General features: G+C 56.4%; 16 protein-coding genes and 1 tRNA gene. 10 read left to right on the forward strand and 7 right to left on the reverse strand.

All coding sequences use genetic code 11. The features are described from left to right. The first annotated feature begins 78 nt into the window (after positions 1-78). The 3 genes from VIN96_RS00640 to VIN96_RS00650 all read left to right on the forward strand — a co-directional run bounded on the left by VIN96_RS00640 (position 79) and on the right by VIN96_RS00650 (position 4,171). A complete protein-coding gene (locus tag VIN96_RS00640; RefSeq protein ID WP_331893481.1) occupies positions 79-783 on the forward strand; it encodes an ABC transporter ATP-binding protein in 705 nt (234 codons plus the stop codon). 4 nt (positions 784-787) lie between these two features. Next, positions 788-3,322 (forward strand): ABC transporter permease, encoded by a 2,535-nt coding sequence (locus VIN96_RS00645; RefSeq protein WP_331893482.1) that lies wholly within the window; start codon positions 788-790, stop codon positions 3,320-3,322. Between the two features lie 126 nt (positions 3,323-3,448). Next, the gene (locus VIN96_RS00650; RefSeq protein ID WP_331893718.1) at positions 3,449-4,171 is read left to right on the forward strand and encodes a Bax inhibitor-1/YccA family protein; all 723 of its coding nucleotides are present in this window, start codon (positions 3,449-3,451) and stop codon (positions 4,169-4,171) included. 62 nt (positions 4,172-4,233) lie between these two features. Here the strand turns inward: VIN96_RS00650 and VIN96_RS00655 are convergent, their stop codons facing one another. Both VIN96_RS00655 and rarD read right to left on the reverse strand, forming a co-directional pair. Further along, positions 4,234-4,908 (reverse strand): J domain-containing protein, encoded by a 675-nt coding sequence (locus VIN96_RS00655; RefSeq protein ID WP_331893483.1) that lies wholly within the window; start codon positions 4,906-4,908, stop codon positions 4,234-4,236. A gap of 1,083 nt (positions 4,909-5,991) precedes the next feature. Beyond that, positions 5,992-6,930 carry an EamA family transporter RarD gene (gene rarD / locus VIN96_RS00660; RefSeq protein WP_331893484.1) on the reverse strand — a complete coding sequence of 313 codons (939 nt, stop codon included), beginning with the start codon at positions 6,928-6,930 and terminating at the stop codon, positions 5,992-5,994. A gap of 114 nt (positions 6,931-7,044) precedes the next feature. On the opposite strand from rarD, the gene VIN96_RS00665 reads away from it, so the two are divergent. Then, entirely contained in the window at positions 7,045-7,233 is a 189-nt protein-coding gene (locus tag VIN96_RS00665) for a Flp family type IVb pilin (protein WP_331893485.1), read from the forward strand. 125 nt (positions 7,234-7,358) lie between these two features. On the opposite strand, the gene VIN96_RS00670 is transcribed toward VIN96_RS00665, so the two are convergent. From VIN96_RS00670 to hemC, 5 genes are all read right to left on the reverse strand, one after another. Next, positions 7,359-7,434 (reverse strand) — tRNA-Thr (locus VIN96_RS00670). Between the two features lie 89 nt (positions 7,435-7,523). Next, a complete protein-coding gene (locus VIN96_RS00675) occupies positions 7,524-8,882 on the reverse strand; it encodes a heme biosynthesis protein HemY (RefSeq protein ID WP_331893486.1) in 1,359 nt (452 codons plus the stop codon). Between the two features lie 10 nt (positions 8,883-8,892). Continuing rightward, positions 8,893-10,188, reverse strand: coding sequence for a COG4223 family protein (locus VIN96_RS00680; protein WP_331893487.1), 1,296 nt, complete (start codon positions 10,186-10,188; stop codon positions 8,893-8,895). Between the two features lie 63 nt (positions 10,189-10,251). Further along, positions 10,252-10,956, reverse strand: a complete 705-nt coding sequence (locus VIN96_RS00685; protein WP_331893488.1) for a uroporphyrinogen-III synthase — start codon at positions 10,954-10,956, stop codon at positions 10,252-10,254. Positions 10,957-10,965: 9 nt separating this feature from the next. After that, a complete protein-coding gene (gene hemC / locus VIN96_RS00690; protein WP_331893489.1) occupies positions 10,966-11,907 on the reverse strand; it encodes a hydroxymethylbilane synthase in 942 nt (313 codons plus the stop codon). A gap of 90 nt (positions 11,908-11,997) precedes the next feature. Here hemC and tsaD point away from each other — a divergent pair, with 90 nt between their 5' ends. The 6 genes from tsaD (at position 11,998) to acs (ending at position 17,450) form a co-directional block, all read left to right on the forward strand. Continuing rightward, complete coding sequence (gene tsaD, locus VIN96_RS00695) at positions 11,998-13,068, forward strand: tRNA (adenosine(37)-N6)-threonylcarbamoyltransferase complex transferase subunit TsaD (protein WP_331893490.1); 1,071 nt, start codon at positions 11,998-12,000, stop codon at positions 13,066-13,068. 62 nt (positions 13,069-13,130) lie between these two features. Further along, positions 13,131-14,129, forward strand: a complete 999-nt coding sequence (locus VIN96_RS00700) for an NAD(P)H-dependent glycerol-3-phosphate dehydrogenase (RefSeq protein WP_331893491.1) — start codon at positions 13,131-13,133, stop codon at positions 14,127-14,129. Positions 14,130-14,139: 10 nt separating this feature from the next. Beyond that, on the forward strand, positions 14,140-14,418 hold the full coding sequence (locus VIN96_RS00705; protein WP_331893492.1) for a YciI family protein: 279 nt from the start codon (positions 14,140-14,142) through the stop codon (positions 14,416-14,418). Positions 14,419-14,546: 128 nt separating this feature from the next. Next, complete coding sequence (locus VIN96_RS00710) at positions 14,547-14,963, forward strand: EVE domain-containing protein (protein ID WP_331893493.1); 417 nt, start codon at positions 14,547-14,549, stop codon at positions 14,961-14,963. Further along, positions 14,960-15,292: a Rieske (2Fe-2S) protein gene (locus tag VIN96_RS00715; RefSeq protein ID WP_331893494.1), complete on the forward strand. Its 333-nt coding sequence runs from the start codon at positions 14,960-14,962 to the stop codon at positions 15,290-15,292. Before VIN96_RS00710 ends, VIN96_RS00715 begins: the two co-directional genes overlap by 4 nt. Before the next feature lie 217 nt (positions 15,293-15,509). Then, complete coding sequence (gene acs / locus VIN96_RS00720; protein ID WP_331893495.1) at positions 15,510-17,450, forward strand: acetate--CoA ligase; 1,941 nt, start codon at positions 15,510-15,512, stop codon at positions 17,448-17,450. Positions 17,451-17,814: the final 364 nt, after the last annotated feature.

The raw sequence follows: 17,814 nt of genomic DNA on the forward strand, positions 1-17,814 counted from the left end.
TGGAGAACGCCCTCGCGCCTACGGCCTTTTGGGGGCGCCGTGAACGGTTCTTCAAAAACTGCATTCCAGGTGCCCTTTATGCTCGATGCTCAATCAACGTCTTCTTCTGCCATCCAACTCGACAACATTCACTTGAGACTTAGCAGCGATGCCGGCGAGGTCAACATCCTGCGCGGCATTAATGTCGACATCAAGCGCGGCGAGACCATCGGTTTGGTGGGCCCGAGCGGTTCGGGCAAAACCTCCATGCTGATGGTGGTGGCTGGTCTGGAACGGCCCACCGAGGGCACCGTGCGCGTAGCGGGCAACGACATCACCCATTTCAACGAAGACAAACTGGCGCTGTTTCGCCGTGAACATACCGGCATCGTGTTTCAGAATTTCCATCTGGTGCCGACCATGACGGCGTTGGAAAACGTCGCCTTGCCATTGGAATTCGCCGGTCGAACCCATGCCTTCGAAGCAGCGCGCGAACAACTTGCCGCCGTCGGTTTGGATCACCGTCTGGAACATTATCCCGGCCAACTTTCGGGCGGCGAACAGCAGCGCGTCGCGTTGGCGCGCGCGTTCGTCACCGAACCGACCATCTTGCTTGCCGACGAGCCAACCGGAAACCTCGACGGTAAAACCGGTGAAACGGTGATGGAGTTGCTGTTCGACCTGCACCACCGCAAAGGCACCACGCTGCTGTTGATCACCCATGCGCCGGAACTGGCCAAGCGCTGCAGCCGCACCTTGACCATGGCCGACGGGCACATCGTCGCCGATGAAACGGTGAGCTGACGCAATGCCACTGTTGAGTTCCGCCGACTTCATGCTTGCTTGGCGCATCGCGGCGCGTGAAATGCGCGTCGGCCTGAAGGGCTTTCGCGTCTTTCTCATGTGCTTAGCCCTAGGCGTTGCGGCCATCGCCGCCGTGGGCAGCTTGTCCGAGTCCGTGAAATCCGGCTTGATGGCCGATGCCCGCAACCTGCTGGGCGGCGACGTGGATCTGCGCACCCAACACCAACCCATTACCACCGAACAACGCGATTATCTAAAAACCAACGCCGCAAAATTGTCGTCCACGGTCGAAATGAAAGCCATGGCCCAAACCGACGCCAACCGAACGCTGGTCGAGCTCAAGGGCGTGGACGGCTTTTATCCACTTAGCGGTGCGGTCGTTTTGGACCCGCCCGGTGAGTTGCAAACTATTCTCGCCAAACAAGGCGACGTCTGGGGCGCAGCGGTGGATGTCGGCCTTTTGCCAAAATTAGGTCTGGCTATCGGCGACACGGTTCGGGTCGGCAAAGCGAGCTTTCAATTGCGCGCCGTGATCAACAAAGAGCCTGATCGCGTCGCCTCTATCATCAATTTTGGTCCGCGTTTAATGGTTTCCACCGCTGCGTTGCCCGACACTGGGTTGGTCCAGCTGGGCAGCCAAATCCGCTATCATGAACGCTTGGCGCTCTACGCCGGCGTTGAGCCTGAAATTTTTATCGACCAACTCAAGAGCGATTTTCCCCACGCCGGTTGGCGCATCCACGGCCCTGGCAACGCCGCGCCTGGGCTGCAACGCTTTATCGATCGTTTGACCCTGTTTCTGACCTTCGCCGGCCTGACCGCATTGCTGGTCGGCGGGATCGGCGTGTTGGGCGCGGTGCGCAGTTATCTCGAAACCAAAACCTCGACCATCGCCACCTTCAAATGCTTAGGCGCACCGGCCAAGTTGGTGTTTCAAATCTATTTGCTGCAGGTCTTGGCATTGAGCCTCGTCGGTATTGTCATCGGGCTCAGCATCGGTGCGCTGTTGCCGTTCATTGGTATTGAACTGGTCAAGGATCAATTGCCGTTTACGCCCCATGTCGCGCTATATCCTTTTGCTCTGTTCAAGGCTGCCGCATTCGGCGTGTTGGTGTCGCTGACTTTCGCGTTGTGGCCCCTGGCCCAAGCGCAAGAAACGCCTGCCGCCAATTTGTTTCGCACCAACGTCATGCCGGTAACGACCTTGCCCAAACTTCAGTATGCAATTGCGGTGCTGGTTGGGGTGTTTTTGTTGGCCGCCCTGGTTATTTTTTGGGCCGAGGAACGCAATTTCGCTTATTGGTTCGTCGCTGTGAGCATCGGCACGGTGTTTTTGTTGCACCTTGGCGCGTTGGCGGTGATGAAACTGGCCAAACACGCGCCGCGCCCCAAAAGCGCCGTGGTCCGCTTGGCACTGACCAATCTACACCGTCCAGGCGCATCGACACCCGGTGTGGTGCAAGCGCTCGGCGTCGGCTTATCGGTGTTGGTGGCGGTGGCGTTGATCCAGGGCAATATCGCTAAGCAGGTCAAAGACACCATTCCCGACCAAGCCCCGGCCTTTTTCTTTATCGACATTCAACCCGATCAAGTCGCTGCGTTTGATGCCGCCGTCAGTTCCGTTACGGGGGCGCACGATTTGATGCGGCGACCTTCGTTGCGCGGCCGCATCGTCAAAATCGCCGGAGTGCCGGTTGACGAAGCCGAGATCGACCCCGGTGTACGCTGGGCCGTGCGCGGTGACCGGGCGCTTTCTTATGCGGCCAAACCTTCTGAGGGTACCGAGTTCGTCGGAGGCGCATGGTGGCCGGAAGATTATTCCGGACCGCCGCAAATTTCGTTCGACGCCACGGTCGCCCGCGGTTTTGGCGTTGGCATCGGCGACAGCTTAACCCTGAATATCTTGGGTCGGGAAATAACCGCCGAAATCACCTCTTTGCGCAAAATCGACTGGCGCACGCTGCGTTTCGACTTCGCCATCATTTTCGCCCCCGGCACCCTTGAAGGCGCGCCGCAAACCCATATCGCCGCCATCAAAGCTCCGCCCGAGGCCGAAACAGAAATTGAGCGAGTGGTAGCTGAGAAGTTCGCCAACATTTCCACCATTCGCGTGCGCGACGCTCTTGAAGCGGCCAACAACATCATCGCCGGCATCGGCGCGGCGATCAGCGGAACGGCGTCTGTGACGGTGTTGGCCGGTATCATCGTTTTGGGCGGCACCATCGCTGCGGCACGCGCGCGGCGCGTGTTCGATTCGGTGGTGTTCAAGGTGTTGGGAGCGACCCGTCGTCAGGTGATGGGGGCGTTTTTACTTGAATACGGTCTGTTGGGCTTGTTTACCGGTCTTGTCGGCGCGGTTGTCGGCACATTGATATCGTGGGCGGTGATTCAATTTATCATGGGTATGTCGTGGGTCTTATTGCCCTTCGATGCCATCGTCACCGTTGTGGCGGCAATCACCCTGACGATGATGGCCGGCTTTTTCGGCACCTGGCGGGCGCTGGGCGAAAAAGCCAGTGGCCATCTGCGCAATGAATGAGCGTGACGCCCGACAAATATTTTCTATACAAAACCTTGGGTTGCCCTTGATTCGCCTCAATTACCTGACATATTAGCCACACTGAACGTTTTTATGTCCAACCTGAACATATGGAGTGAACGCCAGATGGCCTTCGACCCGCAAAACCAGACCGTATTACGCACCGGATCGCGTGCCGATTCGATCAGCATCGACCAGGGCCTGCGCGCCCATATGCTCAAGGTCTACAACTACATGGCCTCCGGCTTAGCGCTGACCGGCGTCGTGGCGATGCTCACCGCCAGTTCCGAAACCATGCTCAACACCATTTTCGGCACCCCGCTGTCGTGGGTGGTGATGCTGGCCCCGCTGGCTTTTGTGATGGTATTGTCGTTCGGCATCAACAAGCTTAGCACCACGACCGCGCAAATGCTGTTTTGGGCTTTCGCGGTTGTCATGGGCTTGTCCATGGCTTCGATATTTATGATGTACACCGGCACCTCGATCGCGCGGGTGTTCTTCATCACCGCAGGCACCTTTGCCGGTATGAGCCTTTATGGCTACACCACCAAACGTGACCTGTCCGGCTTCGGCTCGTTCCTGATGATGGGCCTGATCGGCTTGATCATTGCCATGGTGGTGAACATCTTCTTGCAGTCGAGCGCGTTGGAATTCGTGATTTCCGCCGCGGGTGTGTTGATCTTCGTCGGTTTGACCGCCTACGACACGCAAAAGATCAAATCCATCTACGACGAGATGGACAGCCACGGCGTGGCAACCAAGAAAGCCATCATGGGCGCGCTGACGCTGTATTTGGACTTTATCAACCTGTTCTTGATGCTGTTGCGTCTGTTCGGCGACCGCCGCTAACGCAAGCCTCACAAGCCGACAAACAAACCGCCCGGGTCATCCTGGGCGGTTTTGTTTTGGGCTTAACGTACGCCGCGGCGCAGCAGTTCCATCGCCGCGTTAATCTGGCTCATACGCTGATGGCAGCCATCCTTGCCGTCTGGATGATAAACCGTAGCCAAGCGACGAAAGCGCATGCGCACGGCGTTGAGGTCGGCGACCGAGCCGGGCGGAAACCCCAATACATACAGCGCTTGTTCGCGGGTGTGCACTCCGTCCGGCAACGGCTCGAAATGCAGCGCCTGGACGACGTTGCGCAACCGTTCCAGCTCATCGTGTGTGTTGCGCAACAAAATATGTTGGGCTTCTTGTTCCATTTCCGCTTCGGATTTAGCGGCCTCAGATTCCACGCCGACACTCATATGTCCGCGTTCGATGGCCAAGGCTAGGGCTAGGGCCTTACGTATGGTTTCGATAGCAAAACCGGGAGCCATGCGCACTTGCAGACGCGGTTTGCGCCGCCACGGCTTGCCTTCAGAGCGGCCAGATTTCAGCACCACCGTTTCGCGGTCATCACGTGCGGGCTCACCGGGATCTTTGTAAGCATCGATCTCATTTCGCGGCACCACCAAAACCACAGATCGGGCCAGATCGGCGACATTACAGTGCTTCGATGCGGCCAGCGCCAAGATCTCGTCGCGAAAGCGACTGGAACAGGGCACCGTGTAGGAGTGTTTGTTGGAGAGTTTTTCGCTCATGCTCATCTTTCGCTCACCTGAAGGTGAGAGCAATGACACCGACGACAATGCCCCTATGATGCCGTGTTGTTCAAAGGCCAAAACATTCTCGAATATCGCACCTGTCGGCACCGGTTATCCGATCAGTTTAGGATTTTCCGGCCTCAGGTCAACTGCGAATGTTGTTTTTTCACCAAACTGGAGCATGATTAGTGTCTATTTACCTGCTCCTCGAGACTTGAAAATAAGGTAACATACAAGAAAAAATATGTAACATCATGATATATAACAAAACATATTCCCTTAAATATTTGTTAGCAATATTACCCGAACTGGTGCGTGCGACGTTATATCTGCGCAGAAACGACTCTAAACGCGACAGATTTTTGATAAACCCTGTCAATTATCAAGCCAAATCATGGCCTAAACCAAGTGCTTAACTTCATATGTTGTTTGTACCTGCTTGGTCTTTGAGAATTGTACTCCCGTCCTGACGACGAGCATCGATCACCGCTGCCGAACGGTGTCCTCAGCCACACAATTGCGGCTCAAAATCGCGGCTCGATATGACTGAAGATGCCCTTGATTTTACTTTTGAGGATCGGTCAGACGTTTATGATTTGTTAACCATGCTGCAGAGGATTTAACATCAGACCAGATGCTGGGCCGATACGACGACGAACCCAGCTGTTTAGTTTAGATCGCGATTGGTCTCTGAGAGTCTATTCGTACCACAGTCGAGCCACGCATTTTCATTACGAATTATAAATGAATAAAAAATACCAATTATTCAATACGTTATATGTTTATCTGACCCGATTTGTTGGTCTAACCGGGCCAATTATACGGCAAGGCGAAAAACGAGCGCCTTAAGCCCGCTATATCCGCTCGCTAAAGCCCACCGTCAACTCGGGTTGTATGCGACTGCGATCAAAGCTGCGCCTATAATCATTTCTTTTTGCTTATTAATTTTCTGGTAACCATAATATTCGCCGACCGTATCGACTAAAATCGCCCCATTTTTTCAACCTGAAACGGACATCGTTGCACATGCAATCGAAGCCCCATCCTCGGATTTGAAAAACGCTACGTAGGCGATATGGATCACTCCGCCGCAACGACGGGACGCGATCTTGATGATCCCCAGCCATACACGGCCAAACCGAGCCAGATGAACGCAAACGCGATCAAGTGAGCGGTGGTGAACGGCTCATCGAAGACAAACACCGCCAACAGAAACTGCGCCGTGGGTACGATGTACATCAGCAATCCAATGGTCGAAAGACGCAAGATTCGCGTCGCACGCGCAAACAGCAGCAACGGCAACGCCGTGACCAGTCCAGTTCCCGCCAACAGCGCACTGTCCGCAACGCTGCCGCCGAACGTCGTCGCGCCGTCGTGCAGAGGCAACCAGGCGATGTAACTCAGCGCCACCGGCAACAACAGCAAGGTTTCCAGATACAGTCCCGGTAACGACCCCACCGGCGCAGTCTTGCGCACAAGGCCATAAATCGACCAAGACACCGCCAATCCGATAGACACCCATGGCACTTGGCCGAGGTTGATAACCAACACCGACACGCCGACCACGGCCAAGGCAATGGCCGCCCAGGCCGCGATGTGTAAGCGCTCGCCCAAAAACACCACGCCAAGGGCGACGCTCATCAAGGGACTGATGTAATATCCGAGGCTCGATTGAAGCACCAAATCATGGGCCACCGCCCAAATGAAAATGCCCCAGTTGGTCGCCACCGCCAGCCCTGAAAGCGCCATCGTGCGTAGCGTTCGCGGGGCATAAAATGATTTCGAAAAGATTTCCCCTCGCCGCCCCACGGCCACCATCAATAAGGTCACGAAAACCAGCGACCATGCGGAACGATGGGCGAGCACCTCCAGCGCCGGGATATGCGCGACGGTCTTAAACACCAATGGAAACATGCCCCACATAGCGGTGGCGCCCAAAGCCAGGGAGACGCCTTGAGCTAAGCTGGCGGATTGCGCACTGTCGCGAATTTGCGTGGCGTTGGGGAGGTCCTGCATCATTTCGCCTTTTCGTATATGCCGCGCCGAGCGTAACCGATCTCAGTACCTATCAACCAGCACAACTTTCCATTAAACTGAGGCCCAAGTCGTTCTATCAATAATCGGAGCCCCACAATGAGGTTGTCCCCCCGACATTATATGCCCGCCAACTTTTTACGCGCGGAGCACGGCGCAACGGCTATTGAATACGCGCTAATCGCTACCCTCATTTGCGTAGCCATCATCGGTGCATTGAACCTGTTCGCCGACAACATGGGCAACATGTTCAACAGCATCTCCAATGCGGTTGATAGTGGCACCTAAGCCACCTGGACCGCCCACAAAGACCAAAAACCTTTTCAAATTTGATGGCTGGTGCGAAACCAAATCGGGCTCCCCGGTCATCACGACCGGAGAGCCCATTCGGCGCAGAGTGTCCTGCGAAATAATGGTGCCGATGCGCAGACTTGAACTGCGGACCTACGCATTACGAATGCGTTGCTCTACCAACTGAGCTACATCGGCTCAAACCGATTCCGAAACCAATTGATCTCGAGACGCGCTCTTTTAATCCGCCCGGACGCGCACGTCAACGCGTTTCCTCTGCGTGAGCGCTAGTCTTGACTCGGCGTATCGGCGCTCAGCAGCGCCAAGTGCGTCTGTTGTGCGGGAAGCGCCGCAAGGCCCGGCGGAGTGTCCCAAACCATCGGGTCGAAAGTTCGGCATTTCGGGCAGTGCGTCGACCATTCCTGCGTCACATGGCCGCAGTTCGTGCACACCCACAGCGGATCGGCGGCGGCGGTGGCCGCACGCGCCAGCCAGTGGCGCACCTGATCCTTGTCGCTGCGATCTTGATCTTCCAGTTCGGCCATCAGTGTGAAGACCTTGCGGGTCAAACGTCCCGCTTCCATCGCCGCGCCCAGATGAGTGCGCGCCTGTCCCCACAGTTTGGCTTCCAAAGCCGCTTCGGCTATGGCGATGTGGCCTTCGACCGCGCCGGGTTTGAACGACAACAGTTTTTCCAACGCCGAGACTTTGCTCAGGCCGTTGGCAACCTTGCGGGCCCGGAAATACAACGCCACCAAGTCCGGATGAGGTGTCAGGCCCCAGGCTTTTTCCACCACGCCTTGGGCCTTGCGGGTGTTGCCCCGGCTCAAATACATGTCAGCCAACCGCACTGCTGCTGCGGTAAACGCACTGTCCAAAGACACGGCCTTTTCCGCATACTTCAACGCTTTGACCGGATCGCCGGTTTTTTCTGCATCGAGGCTTTCGCCAAAGGCGACCACCGCTTGACGATGGCGGTTCTCACCTTTGCTCGCCGACGCCAGCTTGGTCATATGGTTAAGCGCATCGCTCGCTGCCAGCCATGTGCCCGCACGCGCTTCCAGGTCGAACAAAGCTTCAGCCAGCCATTCGCTTTTCGGCTTCAATGCTTGAGCACGGCGTGCAAGCTCCAAAGCCGTGACGTCGTCGCCGCGCTTGACCGCTTGATTGAGCAGCCCGCGCAAGCCGAGAAATTCCATCTCCGGATCATCCAGCATCGCGGTGAAAAAACGTTCCGCCGCCAACTCATCGCCGTTCAACTGCGCCGATTGTGCTTTCAGCAATAGGGTCAGCGGCGGCTCACCCAACAAACCGTCGGCTTTTTGCACTTGGCGGCGTGATTCTTCTGCATCGCCCGCCGCGACCGCGACCATGCCCTTGGTCAGCGCTTTGTAGCCTTTGCGGGAACGGCGTTCGCGATAACTTGCCGTGATTTGCCCTGGTGCACGTGTGAGAAACAGCCAAAAGCGATAGGTCAGGGCCACCGTGATGGTAAACAGCGCCACTCCTCCGGCCAATACGCCGGCGGATGTTTCCACCTGCCAGCCGTGCCAATTGAGGCTGACCTGACCGGGATTGTCGCCAACCCAGATTACACCCCAAGCCAGCGTGCCAACGGCGATCAAAAAGAGAATCAAACGCAGCATCGACCGCTCCTCATGATCCGCCTGTGACCGCCAAGGCGGCCAGGGCACGGTTGTGCAAAGCTTCGAGCGCGTCACGAATTTCAACCCGCGCGCGCGCCGTTTCGCGCCAGCGACTGGCGACAGCACCAGCTGAGCCTTGCAAGCTGTCCATGGCGGCCAAGGCGGTTTTGAGATCGTTGTCGTTGAGCGCCCGTTCGGCCACAGCGAGGGCACGTTCAACAGGATCCTCGATGCGTTCAGGATCGGTCTGACGCACGGTGACCAAGCTTGAAGCCGCGCCCACTACCTCGTCCAACCACCCGGTACGCTGGGTTTGGCCGTGTACTTTCATCACCTCGACCGCGACGGTTTTGAAGTCAGAAGCGATGCGGGCCTGGGTCGGCACACCGCTGGCGGCAAATGCGCGCAGCCGCTCCACGGCGGTGGCGATCACAGGTTCGGCGCCGGCGATGCGTTCCAACGCGTCCAACGCCGCCGCGAACGGCTGGTCGCTTTGTGCTTGGGTGGCGAGTTGAGTCACCGACAAAACCAACGCCTGAGCAGATGCGCTGGGATCGATTTGGCCGCGCGGTGCATTTTCCAATGCCGCAACCCGTGTTTTCAATGTCGCCAGATCAGCGCGCAGCTCCGACAGAACCCGCACCAATTGACCGTTTGCCGGTATGGCCGTGTCGTCTTGACTTGTTGACCGGTTAGCGGATGCCGCTGTCAGCACTTGGGTTTCGAGAATATCCAACCGTTCCGTGAGGCTTTGCACCATCGGTGCGATATCCGTCTGCGGAGTTGCGGGCTCGGGGGAGTCGTCGCGGGCCATTGCCGTCACGGGCAGCACGGATTCCGGTGCCTCAATGACAGGGGCTTCAACGCTGGGCGTTTCATCAACTGGTGCTTCCACGACAGGCGCCGCGATGGCTGGCGCTTCGATAGGGAGTGTCGTGGACGTCTCTGCTTGCACGGATTCGGGTTGTGGTTGCGAAGCGATGACCGGTGCAGTCGTTTCCGTCGGCGTCACGCCGGGCAAGGACGGTTGCGTCGGGCGCGGCTGCAGGCCGAACATGGCGCGGACGTTTTTCAATACCGGCTCGACCGTGGGTGCAGCATACGGCCACACCGCGTACCCGCCGCCGCCAATCACCAACAAAGCGGCAAGCAGCCATACGAAACCGCCACCGGACGAACGATGATCGGACTTGGGCTCAAACGAAGACGCGGGCTGGGACTGCGTATCAGTCTGCTTGGCTTCGGCCTCTATCAATGAGGCCTCTTGCAATGAGGCCTCTTGGTTTTTGTCTACGTTGTCCGTCATCGTCTGGTCACGTCCCCAGTTCAGTGCATGAAGATAATGCGCGCGTGTGTCTCGACATTCCTATCACGTGTCGAGCAAAGCCAAAAGAGAAGCCTGATCGGGATGCGCAGCGATGAGTATATCGCGCCACGCAAGATCCTTGATTTGTTCCGCCACCGCAGCGCTCAAGCAATAAGCGTCCACAGTTTTGAGATGCGCCCGCGCGCCTGCCTTGTCAATCAGCTGAGCGAACGCGGATCCGGTGCGCGGCGAATACAGCACCACTGCATCGACGGTGCCGGTTTTTAACTCATTCAACACATCGTCTGGCAGGTGTTCGGCCTTGATCGCTTCATACAGCACTTCACGACGATACGTAAAACCCGCCGCTTGAACCATGACCGCCAAGTCCCCCGCGACCTTCGAGCCTGCCGGATGCAGCAATGTACCCGCTGCCGGGTTCAATTCTTTGACCACCAGCACGGCCAAGGCTTCGACGTCGCCAGCGGCGCTTTTGACTGTTTCGAATCCAAGCGCCAAGGCTTCGCGCGCGGTGGCGTCGCCGACACATAGGGCCGGCAGGTCGCGATCACCCGATCGCGCGGCAAACGCCCGCGCGCCGTTAGCCGACGTGAACAGCAACGCCTGCGTTCCATGCAGGTCCAATTCAGGCCCATCGATCAGCGCGATGTCGAGCAACGGCATGGAAACACCCTCGTGTCCCAACTGCGTCAAGGCGTCGATCAGCGGTTTGCTATCCTCAGCAGGGCGGGTGACGAGGATACGCATTATTAAGCCTTAACCTGCGGTGGCGAGAAAATCGGGACCGATCTTGTCTTTGAGTTCTTGGCCCGCATCCCGACCCATGGTTTCGGCTGCGGCCAAATCGGCTGCGCTGGTGCGCGTGATGTGATGAACTTCCGATCCGTCGGGCTTTGCCACCAGACCGTGAAAGTGCAGCGTTTCCCCTTCAAGGCGCGAATATGCGGCGATGGGCGTGCGGCACGAACCGTCGAGAACGGCGAGAAACGCACGTTCAGCCGTCACCCGCACCACGGTTTCATCATGATTGAGCGCGGCCAAAACCCGGTTGGCGCGTTCGTCGTCTTCCATGCATGTGATGCCGATGGCGCCTTGGCCCACGGCGGGAATGAAATCTTCGGCGTCCATCAGATCGGTGATGACCTCTTCCATGCCCAAGCGCCGCAGCCCCGCAGCGGCCAGAAGCGTCCCATCAACCTCGCCAGCGTCGAGTTTTTTCATGCGCGTCTGCACGTTGCCGCGAAAGGTCACGACTTTAAGATCGGGTCGCCGTGCGAGGATTTGCGACTGGCGGCGCAACGAGGCTGAGCCGACCACCGCGCCTTGGGGCAGATCCCATACCGATTTGGCCTTGTTGGAAATGAACACATCGCGCACATCTTCACGTTCCAGCATGCACGGCAGGTGGATACCATCCGGCAAATAGGTCGGCACATCCTTCATTGAATGCACGGCGATGTCGATGTCGCGCGCCAACATTGCCTCGTCGATTTCCTTGGTGAACAGACCCTTTCCGCCGATATCTTGCAGAGCACGATCGAGCACTGCATCGCCGGTGGTTTTGATGACGACGATTTCGATCTGGCCTTCTCCGCTCAGTTCTGGAAAAGCCGCCATCAACTTGTCGCGTGTCTCGTAAGCTTGCGCCAAGGCCAAGGGGCTGCCGCGGGTGCCAATGCGCAAAGGGGTGTCGTTCATAAACTCTATCCGTACCTAGGTGTGTTAAGTGTGGTTTCTTATACCCGCCTTAGAGTAAAGTCCGCCGTGTGCGAAACAAGGGCTTTATACATGATCGTTTTGGGTATCGAAACCAGTTGTGACGAAACCGCTGCGGCGGTCATTCGCAGCAATGCTGATGGCGGGGGTGAAATCCTATCCGATGTGGTTTTGTCACAAATCGAGGCTCATCGTCCGTTCGGCGGCATTGTGCCCGAAGTCGCGGCGCGCGCACACCTGGAATTCGCCGACCACGTGGTAAAACAGGCCATGGATCAAGCTGGTCTGCGCTTCGATCAGCTTGATGCCGTTGCTGCAACAGGTGGTCCGGGCCTGATCGGCGGAGTGATCGTTGGTGTGATGACCGCCAAGGCCATCGCCGCCGCGCAAGACATTCCGTTTGTAGCCGTGAATCATCTCGAGGGTCACGCGCTCACCGCGCGGCTGACTAACAACGTCGCCTTTCCTTATCTGCTGCTGTTGGTTTCTGGTGGCCACAGTCAGCTTTTGATCGTGCGTGGCGTCGGCGACTATACCCGTCTGGGCACCACCATTGACGACGCCGTGGGCGAAGCGTTTGACAAAACCGCCAAAATGCTTGGCCTCGGCTATCCGGGCGGCCCCCCCATCGAAGCTGCCGCGCGTCTCGGCGATGCCAGCCGTTTCGATCTGCCCCGACCGATGCGCGGCAAGCCCGGATGTCATTTTTCGTTTTCCGGCCTCAAAGCTGCGGTCAAACGGTCTATCGATGCATTACCGCCGGGTCCACTACAGGTTCAAGACGTCAACGATATGGCCGCCAGTTTTCAAAATGCGGTCGCCGATGTCATCGGTGAACGCACCACGCGTGCCATTCGTTTGTTTCGCGATCAGTGCCCCAACGCCAACACTTTGGTTGTTGCCGGAGGCGTTGCAGCGAACAGTTCGCTGCGCCACACATTGGAAAAAATCGCGGCGGATCAATCCATGACACTTGCCGCTCCTCCGCTGAATCTTTGCACCGACAACGGTGCCATGATCGCTTGGGTGGGCATCGAGAGACTCAGATTAGATCAACAAGATAATCTAGAATTTGCTCCACGGCCCCGCTGGCCACTCGATCCCCATGCGCCTAAGGCTGCCGGTGCGGGTATCAAAGCCTGAAACTCTTTTTTAAACCCTTTTTCAGACGTCAAATCAAATTTGTTCAATGGAGTAACTTTATTTTGGAAACCATCGGCATTATTGGTGCGGGCGCTTGGGGGACAGCCCTGGCAACCGCCGTGCGCCGCGCTGGCCCTCCGGGACCCAACGTGATTTTGCAGGCCCACGAGACTGAGGTCGCCGACTCTATTAACGCGTCACACGAAAACGCCGCCTTTCTACCGGGAGTTTCCCTGGATGAGGGCATTCGCGCCACCACCGACATTGCCGATGCTGTGGCCGCGGACGCCGTTTTGCTGGTCGCGCCGGCACAATTCCTCCGCCACGTGTGCGAATCTGCTAAGCCACATTGGCGCCCGGGCACGCCCGCCATCATCTGCGCCAAAGGCATAGAACAAAACACATTTAAGTTAATGAGTGAAATTGTCGGTGACGTTTTGGGTGACGCCGCACCGATCGCAGTGTTGTCCGGCCCGACCTTCGCCATCGAAGTGGCCCGTGATATGCCCACGGCCCTAACTTTGGCGTGCGCAGACGAAACTCTGGGTCAACACTTGTGCGCCAGCCTGTCGAGCCGTTGTTTTCGCACATATTATTCTAACGACGTGATCGGCGCGCAATTGGGTGGGGCCGTCAAAAATGTCATGGCCATCGCGTGCGGCATTGTCGAGGGGCGCGGCCTCGGCGACAATGCCCGTGCCGCGTTGGTCACCCGTGGCTTGGCGGAAATCGCCCGTCTGGGCAAGGTCTATGGCGCCCAAGAACATACGTTGATGGGCCTGTCTGGCTTGGGTGATCTGACTTTGACCTGTAACGCCATGCAATCGCGCAATTTCTCCCTCGGCGTTCAATTGGGCCAAGGCCGCGCCCTGGCGGATATTCTTTCCGAACGCAAAGCCGTCACCGAAGGTGTCTTCACCGCCGCTGCTGTCACCGAATTGGCGCGGCGCAAACAGGTCGATATGCCCATTTGCCTCGCCGTTGACGGCGTTCTCAACCATGGGGTCGACCTTGACGCCATCATCACAGGCCTTTTGAGCCGCCCCTTAAATATCGAATAAGGACCATGCCATGTTGTTCGCCATTTTTTGCACCGACAAAGAAGATTATTTGGATGTCCGTATGGATAACCGTCCGGCACACGTCGAGCACTTGAAATCCTTGGGGGACAAATTGGTCTTCGCCGGACCGACACTGGATAGTGTTGGGGAAACCATGAACGGAAGCCTGATTGTGGTTGATTTTGACCATCTTGAACAGGCTCAAGATTTTGCATCTAATGACCCTTATGCTCAGGCCAAACTATTTGAGAGCGTGATCATTCGTCCTTGGAAGAAGGTGTTGCCCTAGGCACGATGTTCGTTCTTTTTGTCGATTGTTGCGTATTTGCATTTAAATCTTCGCGCAATCCAGCTCCTTTATACTAGCGCTTTTGTGATGAGCCCACATTCGTATCGACATTTTAAGGAGTTTTAATCGTGGCGTATTGGCTCGTAAAGTCCGAACCCGGCAGCTGGTCTTGGTCTGACCATGTCGCTGCGGGTATTGAACCCTGGAACGGTGTGCGCAACCATCAAGCCGCCCGCTACATGAAATCTATGGCTCTGGGTGATAAGGTTTTTTTCTATCATTCCGTTGTCGGAAAGGAAATTGTCGGCACTTTGGAAGTTGTCGCGGAATCCTACCCCGACCCCACCGATGCATCCGGTAAATTCGTGTGTGTCGACCTCAAGGCCGTTGCCCCCGTCACCCAAGCCGTATCGCTAGCGGATATAAAATCCAATCCGAAACTGCAACAAATGGCTTTGCTGAAACAATCTCGTCTTTCGGTGATGCCTGTGACAGAAGACGAGTGGGATGAAATCCTCTTTATGGCAAAAGGACTCAAACCATGACCACTGAACCACTTTGCCAGTTGGATGACATTGACGATGGCGAGTCCGCAGGGTTCGTGGCTCACGTTAAAGGTGAGATGAGCCGCATCCTTGCAGTTCGAAAAGGTTTAAATGTTTATCTTTATATAAATTCCTGCCCACACGTTCACGCGCCGCTCGATTTCACACCGGGTCGCTTTCTCACCCCAAAAAAAGATCTTATTTTGTGTTCGACGCATGGTGCGTTGTTTCGCATTGAGGACGGTGCCTGCGTCCATGGTCCGTGCGTGGGCAAACACTTGCAACCTATATCCTGCACCGTTCGTGACGGTGCCGTTTGGCTCGATTGAAAAGCCACGCATTCCTGTTTTCTTCGCTTGCGCCTGCGTTTGAATTCCTCAATAATCCTTTACGCTGCACTGCACAATACAGTGTCCTGCAGCAAAAGAACGCACCTGGTCCCGGTATGCGGCGCTCATGCGCACGCTGTCGCTTAGGCAAGCCCGGCGGAACCGCGAGAAGCAGGACGACATAAAACAGACCTCACACCCAGGGAGGGGCATAAACATGAGTGATTCCAACGTTTTTCCAGTTTCGGACGCGTTAGCCAAGGCCGCGTGGGTCGATAACGCCAAATACCTTGAAATGTACAAACAATCCGTTGAGGATTCTGAAGGATTTTGGGGCGAGCACGGCAAGCGCATCGACTGGATCAAGCCCTACACCCAGGTCAAAAACGTCAATTACAACATTCCCGGTGTTTCGATCGAGTGGTTCGCCGACGGTACCTTGAACGCGTCGGCCAACTGCATTGACCGTCACCTCCCTGCGCGCGCCAACCAAACCGCGATCATCTGGGAAGGCGACGACCCGACCGATTCCAAAAACATCACCTACCAAGAACTTCACGACGAAGTTTGCAAGCTCGCCAACGCAATGAAGGCGCGCGGCATTAAGAAGGGCGATGTCGTCACCTTATATATGCCGATGATTCCCGAAGCCGCATACGCCATGTTGGCATGCACACGCATCGGCGCGATTCACTCGATCGTGTTCGGCGGGTTTTCGCCTGACGCTTTGGCCGGTCGCATCAAAGGGTGCGCGTCCAATTGCGTGATCACCGCAGACGAAGGCCTACGCGGCAAAAAGTCCATTCCCCTTAAATCCAACGTCGACGAGGCACTCAAGGATTGCCCTTCGGTGGAGACCGTATTTGTCGTCAAACGAACCGGTGGCGACATCGCTTGGGACGACAGCCGCGATGTTTGGTATGAGGCCGCCGTGGCTAATGAAGCCGCCACCTGCGATGTCGAAGAAATGAACGCCGAAGATCCGATGTTCATTCTTTACACGTCCGGCTCCACCGGCGCGCCAAAGGGCGTTTTGCATACCACTGGCGGCTATATGGTATACGCCTCGATGACCCATCAGTACGTGTTCGATTATCACGACGGTGATATCTACTGGTGCACGGCAGATGTGGGCTGGGTTACCGGCCACAGCTATATTGTTTATGGTCCGTTGGCCAATGGCGCGACCACTTTGATGTTCGAAGGTGTGCCGAACTACCCAGATACTTCACGTTTCTGGCAGGTATGCGATAAGCACAACGTCAACATCTTCTACACCGCGCCGACCGCGATCCGCGCGTTGATGCGCGATGGTGACGGCCCGGTCAAAAAGACTTCCCGAAAATCCTTGCGTTTGCTGGGTTCCGTGGGCGAACCCATCAATCCTGAAGCCTGGATGTGGTACTACAACGTGGTTGGCGATGGGCGCTGCCCGATCGTTGACACGTGGTGGCAAACCGAAACCGGCGGAATCTTGATCACGCCGCTGCCGGGTGCCACGGCACTGAAACCCGGCTCCGCCACCCGTCCGTTCTTCGGTGTCCAGCCGCAAATCGTCGACAGTGAAGGCAATCCGCTAGAAGGCGCGACTGAGGGTAACCTGTGCATGATCGACAGTTGGCCCGGTCAAATGCGCACTGTTTACGGTGATCACGAGCGCTTTGAACAGACCTATTTCTCCACCTATCCCGGCAAATATTTTACCGGCGACGGCTGCCGCCGCGACGAAGATGGCTATTATTGGATCACCGGCCGCGTCGATGATGTGATCAACGTGTCCGGCCACCGCATGGGTACCGCCGAGGTCGAAAGCGCTTTGGTTGCTCACGAAAAAGTCGCCGAAGCCGCCGTGGTCGGCGCACCCCACGACATTAAGGGTCAAGGCATCTATGCTTACGTGACCTTGAACGCTGGGATCGAACCTTCTGACGAATTGAAGAAAGAGCTCGTCACCTGGGTCCGCAAGGAAATCGGCCCGATCGCAACGCCCGACTGGCTGCAATGGGCGCCCGGCCTGCCGAAAACGCGGTCCGGTAAAATCATGCGTCGAATCTTGCGCAAGATCGCTGAAAATGACTTTGGCAGCCTAGGTGACACCTCGACTTTGGCCGATCCCCATGTGGTCGACGACTTGATCGACAATCGTCAAAACCGCTAAGTCGTTTTGCGTACCAACGATTTAATGGCGGAGCCATAAGGCTCCGCCATTATCTTATATATTGAAATTAAAAGATTAATTTGCGGTAATTATTTAACTCTATTTAAAAGCATCTATACTTGCGGAGGGATGCCCTAGGTTTGGTAAAGCATTATCCTATAATGCCAAGCGATGCACGAGCTGAACTCATTCCGACGATCCAATTTTCAGTGCCTCATCGGCAATACCTTAAAACCTCGGTCACACGGCTTGAATAGCCCTGTCTCCGTTCTGCTATGCACCGCACCAAACGGATAAGATATAGAATTTTTTTATTATGCCTATAGGTCGCCTCATTAGCGCTCAACTTTCGCACCTACACATG

Origin of the sequence: Magnetovibrio sp. (assembly GCF_036568125.1) — a bacterium.
Lineage (GTDB): Bacteria > Pseudomonadota > Alphaproteobacteria > Rhodospirillales > Magnetovibrionaceae > Magnetovibrio.